The 6512-nt window shown below is 39.3% G+C and carries 5 protein-coding genes and 2 pseudogenes; 6 read left to right on the forward strand and 1 reads right to left on the reverse strand.

What is annotated here, in order from left to right:
- Window positions 1-189, reverse strand: a pseudogene (locus AC52RT_RS16790) (sporulation integral membrane protein YtvI); the annotation flags it as partial.
- A 184-nt stretch (window positions 190-373) separates the two neighbouring features.
- Between AC52RT_RS16790 and AC52RT_RS16795 the strand changes: the two are divergent.
- From AC52RT_RS16795 to AC52RT_RS16820, 6 genes and pseudogenes are all read left to right on the forward strand, one after another.
- Window positions 374-832 carry a DUF441 domain-containing protein gene (locus AC52RT_RS16795; protein WP_495541804.1) on the forward strand — a complete coding sequence of 153 codons (459 nt, stop codon included), beginning with the start codon at window positions 374-376 and terminating at the stop codon, window positions 830-832.
- Between the two features lie 437 nt (window positions 833-1269).
- The gene (gene citZ / locus AC52RT_RS16800; protein WP_495541805.1) at window positions 1270-2385 is read left to right on the forward strand and encodes a citrate synthase; all 1116 of its coding nucleotides are present in this window, start codon (window positions 1270-1272) and stop codon (window positions 2383-2385) included.
- Window positions 2386-2500: 115 nt separating this feature from the next.
- Window positions 2501-3769 carry an NADP-dependent isocitrate dehydrogenase gene (gene icd / locus AC52RT_RS16805; RefSeq protein ID WP_495541806.1) on the forward strand — a complete coding sequence of 423 codons (1269 nt, stop codon included), beginning with the start codon at window positions 2501-2503 and terminating at the stop codon, window positions 3767-3769.
- A 98-nt stretch (window positions 3770-3867) separates the two neighbouring features.
- A complete protein-coding gene (mdh, locus tag AC52RT_RS16810) occupies window positions 3868-4800 on the forward strand; it encodes a malate dehydrogenase (protein ID WP_495541807.1) in 933 nt (310 codons plus the stop codon).
- Window positions 4801-5151: 351 nt separating this feature from the next.
- The gene (locus AC52RT_RS16815; protein WP_495541808.1) at window positions 5152-5868 is read left to right on the forward strand and encodes a response regulator; all 717 of its coding nucleotides are present in this window, start codon (window positions 5152-5154) and stop codon (window positions 5866-5868) included.
- Window positions 5865-6512, forward strand: a pseudogene (locus AC52RT_RS16820) (PAS domain-containing sensor histidine kinase); the annotation flags it as partial. The gene AC52RT_RS16815 and the pseudogene AC52RT_RS16820, both read left to right, overlap by 4 nt.

The following is a 6512-nucleotide window of genomic DNA, read 5'->3' on the forward strand; positions in this document are numbered from 1 at the left end:
AAGCCCTCTTGGCATTCGGGCTTTTTTTTCAAAAAAATTAACCAGTGGATTCATGAAAAAGGCGATAAATATAGCGATGATAAAGGGATATGTGTAGGTTGAGAGATAAAACAATGCGACCCCGCCTAATACGACAATTCCGATGGCAACGAAAAAACGGACGAACCGATAAATGTAAATGGGATTCATGCTTTTCCCCCCTTTTAATCGCTCAATAACTATATTGTTTATTGTAACTAGGCTTCAAGATAAAAGAAAGGTCAATTATCTGACTATTTTTTCAAAACAACTAAGTAGGGGCAGTTTTTTTACGAATACTTGTCCCTTTTGCTATGTTAAAATAACAAGAGTTCGGTTTATGGAGGAATGTTAGATGTATGGTCCTTATGTATTTTTACTTATGCTTCTCATAATTGGCCTCATTGCTAAAAACTCATCATTGATGGCTGCAGCAGGAATTTTATTATTAATTAAGCTGACAGGGCTTGATACGAAAGTATTTCCCTTCCTCTCATCAAAGGGAATTAATCTTGGTGTGACCGTGATCACCATTGCCGTGCTAGTCCCGATTGCGAGTGGTGCAATCGGGTACAAACAGCTGGCAGAAGCCATAAAGTCACCCTATGCATGGATAGCGTTACTATCAGGAATTGCAGTAGCGCTGATTGCAAAGAATGGACTCACCTTGCTTGCCGATGATCCTCATATCACCGTGGCACTTGTCTTTGGTACCATTTTGGCTGTTGCCCTATTTAAAGGAGTAGCCGTTGGACCCTTAATTGGTGCAGGGATTGCTTACTTATTTATGCAGCTTTTTAATCTAATTAAATAGCAATAACAGAACAGGAAACCTGAGTCAGGTTTCCTTATACGAAATTATTTGAATAATTATCCAATCAGTTATTTATGAGTTTTTCTAATAAAATAATAATATTTTCGATTTTTAAGTGCTTTCCATTTCCAAAAAACTGATAATTGTTTATAATAGGTCTTGTAACTATCGCTGACTTTTCTACAAAGATATGGAATAGTATCTATTTTTAGGATTGGTTTGCCGTTACCTGAGCAAGCGCTCGATAGGAAGTTTCAAGGAGTAGTTTTTAGGGTAAAAAATGATGGTGCCAATTGATGCACTCTCGTTTTTTCAGGGGGACTACAACCCTAGGAATTACATATTGTATGATACTTATTTAAATTTCTTTGGAAGCGCTATATTATACTGAGCATTGGTCAAAGGGGAATTTTTTTTTAGAAAAGGAGAGATTTTGTATGACAGCAACAAAGGGTCTAGAAGGTATCGTGGCAACGACTTCAGCGATTAGTTCAATAATCGATGATACGTTAACATACGCTGGGTATGACATTGACGATTTAGCGGATAATGCCACATTTGAGGAAGTTATTTATCTGCTTTGGCACGGTAATCTCCCTACACAAAGTCAGCTGGAAGAACTGACAAAACAGCTGGCAGAAAATGCGGCCATCCCTGATGAGGTTTTAAACCACTTTAAAACGTATCCTATTGATAAAGTTCATCCCATGGCCGCTCTTCGGACAGCGGTTTCATTATTAGCACTTTATGATGATGAATCAGATGTTATGAATGACGAAGCGAACTACCGTAAAGCCATCCGAATTCAAGCGCAAATGCCAACTCTTGTTACAGCATTTGCTCGTGTACGTAAAGGTCAAGAGCCAGTTGCACCGCGTACTGATTTAAGTTTTGCCGCAAACTTCTTATATATGCTGACTGGCAACGAACCAGAAGCGATTGAAGTAGAAGCATTTAACAAAGCCCTAGTTTTGCATGCAGATCATGAACTAAATGCCTCAACCTTTACAGCTCGGGTGTGTGTAGCTACTTTAGCAGACATCTATTCTGGTGTGACATCTGCTATTGGTGCATTAAAAGGACCATTACATGGCGGAGCAAATGAACAAGTTATGAAAATGCTTACAGAAATCGGTTCTGTCGATAAAGTAGAATCGTATATTAATGAAAAACTAGAAAACAAAGAAAAAATCATGGGCTTTGGCCACCGTGTATACCGTAAAGGAGATCCGCGTGCAAAACATCTTCGTGATATGTCTAAGAAACTGACAGAATTAACTGGTCAGCCTGAATACTACGAAATGTCTGTAAAGATTCAAGATTTGGTAACAGGACAAAAAAATCTGCCGCCAAATGTGGATTTCTATTCGGCATCCGTGTACCATAGTTTAGGTATCGATCATGATTTATTCACTCCTATTTTTGCTGTCAGCCGTACGTCAAGTTGGATTGCTCATATTCTTGAGCAATATGCTAACAATCGACTGATCCGCCCGCGTGCAGAGTATACTGGACCAGGTATGCAAAAATATGTATCTATTGAAAAAAGATAAATAATGTTTAACTAGTTTTGAAATTTGTAGTAAATTTAGTATTGTGAGTAAACAAGGTTAGTAACTCTTCGATGAAGAGTAAGCTAACCTTTGATATTGAATCGGGGGTATAAACATGACACAAGGTGAAAAAATTGCAGTAGTTGACGGTACTTTACAGGTACCAAACAATCCAATCGTTCCTTATATCGAGGGAGACGGAATTGGACCTGATATTTGGGCAGCGGCTTCTCGTGTTTTAGACGCAGCTGTAGAAAAAGCATATAAAGGTGAAAAGAAAATCGAATGGAAAGAAGTCTATGCTGGACAAAAAGCTTTCGATAAAACAGGAGAATGGCTTCCTGCTGAAACACTTGACGTAATTCGCGAATACCTAATTGCGATTAAAGGACCACTAACTACACCAATCGGCGGAGGAATTCGTTCCCTAAACGTGGCATTACGTCAAGAACTTGATTTGTACGTTTGTCTTCGTCCTGTTCGTTACTTTGAAGGTGTACCATCACCGGTTAAACGCCCAGAAGATACTGACATGGTTATTTTCCGTGAAAATACAGAAGATATTTACGCTGGAATTGAATATGCAAAAGGTTCAGACGAAGTGAAGAAACTAATCGATTTCTTGAAAACCGAATTTGCTGTTAAAAATATTCGTTTCCCTGAAACTTCAGGTATTGGGATTAAACCTATCTCTGAAGAAGGTACAAAACGTTTAGTACGTGCTGCTATTAATTACGCAATTAAAGAAAACCGTTCTTCTTTAACACTTGTGCATAAAGGAAATATCATGAAATTCACTGAAGGCGCATTTAAAAACTGGGGATATGAAGTGGCTGAACAAGAATTCGGCGATAAAGTATTCACATGGAATCAATACGATAAAATCAAAGAAGCTGAAGGAACAGATGCTGCTAATAAAGCACAAGCTGCTGCTGAAGCTGAAGGAAAAATTATCGTTAAAGATTCAATTGCTGATATCTTCTTGCAGCAAATCTTAACGCGTCCAAAAGAGTGTGATGTAGTAGCCACAATGAACTTGAATGGTGATTATATTTCTGATGCTCTTGCTGCTCAAGTTGGCGGAATTGGTATTGCTCCTGGAGCAAACATCAACTACGTGACTGGACATGCTATCTTTGAAGCAACACATGGTACAGCACCAAAATATGCTGGATTAGATAAAGTTAATCCTTCATCTGTATTACTTTCTGGCGTATTAATGCTTGAACATTTAGGCTGGTCTGAAGCTGCTGCATCGATTACAGCTTCTGTTGAAAAAACGATTGAGTCTAAAGTGGTAACATATGACTTTGCTCGTCTAATGGAAGGCGCTACTGAAGTTAAATGTTCAGAGTTTGCCGATGAATTAATTAAAAACCTATAAGTTTATAATCAGCTTCGTGAAGGGATTGGTACTCACTCCCTTTACGAAGCTTTTATTAAATAGACAACATACTACTTAACACGGGAGGTTGATAAATCATGTCTCGTAAAAAAATCACAGTGGTTGGTGCTGGTTTTACTGGAGCTACTACTGCTTTCTTATTAGCGCAAAAAGAACTTGGTGATGTAGTAATAGTCGATATTCCTCAAACAGAAAACCCTACAAAAGGAAAAGCACTAGATATGGCTGAAGCAGGTCCTGTACAAGGATTTGATGCAAATATTAGTGGTACGTCCGACTACGCTGAAACAGCAAAATCCGATTTAGTTATTATCACTGCAGGTATTGCACGCAAACCTGGAATGAGTCGTGACGATTTGGTGCAAATTAACCAAAAAGTGATGAAATCAGTGACGCAGGAAATTGTGAAGTATTCCCCTAACACAACCATTATCGTACTGACTAACCCTGTTGATGCAATGACATACACGGTATTCAAAGAATCAGGATTCCCTAAACACCGTGTCATCGGTCAATCAGGGGTGCTGGATTCAGCACGTTTCCGTACATTTGTTGCCAAAGAATTAAATCTTTCTGTTAAAGATATCACTGGTTTTGTACTTGGCGGACACGGAGATGATATGGTTCCGCTTGTTCGGTATTCATACGCTGGAGGTATCCCGTTAGAAACATTAATTCCGCAAGACCGTTTAGAAGCAATCGTCGCTCGTACACGAACAGGCGGAGGAGAAATTGTGAATTTGCTTGGGAATGGCAGCGCGTATTATGCACCCGCAGCTGCTATTGTCGAAATGGCCGAAGCAATTCTTAAGGATCAACGTCGTGTCCTTCCAACCATCGCTTACCTAGAGGGCGAATACGGATTTGAAGGAATATATTTAGGTGTACCAACAATTATAGGAGCTAATGGGATTGAACAGATTATCGAATTAGAATTGACTGAAGAAGAAAAAGCAGCTCTTTCTAAATCTGTGGACTCTGTACGTCAAGTAATGGACGTTTTAAATTAATGTGAAAGTGTTTGACAAAAGCTATCTAAAGAATAGAAGCAAGGGGGTGGCGTTCACCTTCAGTATGCCTACTCTTTGGTGGTTTTTTAGTATAAATCAGGAGGACTACTCATGCTTTTAAAGAAGAAATGAACAAGAAGAGTCCGTTTTAATGGGGAAATTACTCATCATTCCACCTTCTTTTGAACAGCAGACTACGCATCTATTTACCGATCCGTTTTGAGAACCTCGCATACATGTGCGAGGTTTATTTGTCACTCGAACTATGCGTTTTCTCTCGCATTCATTTATAATGGGGATGGATGAACAGACTCTAATGAGTTAGGGGTAATACATATTCAGGAGGAAATCATGGTTAAAAAAATTCTCGTAGTGGATGATGAACAATCAATTGTAACTTTGCTTCAATATAACTTGGAGCAAGCAGGCTTTTCTGTAGTGACAGCATCTGATGGCGAAGAAGGGTTGAGGCTCGCAAGTCTTGAAACACCGGACTTACTGGTATTAGATTTAATGCTGCCTAAACTTGATGGGATTGAAGTGTGCAAGCGGCTTCGTCAGCAAAAAGTCATGGTGCCCATTCTCATGCTGACAGCAAAGGATGATGAATTCGATAAAGTGCTGGGTCTAGAGTTAGGTGCAGATGATTATATGACAAAACCTTTCAGTCCACGTGAAGTAGTCGCTCGAGTTAAAGCAATTTTACGAAGAATGGAAATTCAGGCTCCTGTTAAAGAAGACAAAGAAACAGATGAGGAACTAATCAAGCTAAGCGGACTTGAAATTTTCCCCGAGCGTTATGAAGCGTATTTTGAATCGTCTTTGCTGGAGCTGACGCCAAAAGAATTCGAATTGCTGCTGTATCTGGCCAGATACAAGGGGAAGGTACTGACTCGTGATCAACTGCTTAGTGCTGTTTGGAATTATGACTTTGCAGGGGATACACGTATTGTAGATGTTCATATCAGTCATTTACGTGAAAAAATTGAACATGATACACGAAAACCTCTCTACATAAAAACCATTAGGGGATTGGGTTATAAACTTGAGGAACCGAAGGCGGAATGACAAAGTTTAGAACGAAGCTTCTCCTGGCATTGATTCTATTAATCATGGTCGTTTTTCTGGCCGTGGGCTTATTGTTAGGATTGTTGTTTAAGGCCTATTATGCGAATGCGTTTAACGAACGTATTGAAAATGAAACCTTATTTATCACTAATTATATTGAGGAAATTGGCGGGATTACGCCTTTTTTAAATAATGAGAACATAGAACTTTTTAATTCGATGGAAGACCATAACTGCACAATTATCTCAAGCGATGGTCAGATTCTCTTTGATTCCAATGCGAATCGTTTCGACAATGTCGGCGCGCATAAAGTCCTTTTGAAGAATATAGTCGAAGAAAAAAACGGTACAAAACGGTACGGCTATAAGAAAATTGCCGGTGAAAATGAACTCCGTTATTACTGGGGAAAGATAGAAATCGGCGGTAAATTAGAAGGATTCGTCATTTTCAGTAATGAAGAAGAAGGCATTAAACAAGCGAATAAGCAAGCGTGGATCATACTTGCTGTAAGCCTCGGGGCTTCTTTACTGATTATTATTATGCTGGGAAGTCGTATTGCTACCCGTTATACTCGTCCAATTGAGATAGCTACTAAAACGGCCATCGAGCTGGCGAAGGGGAATTACCGGGCAAGGGCTTCCTCG

Source organism: Peribacillus sp. (assembly GCF_059453735.1).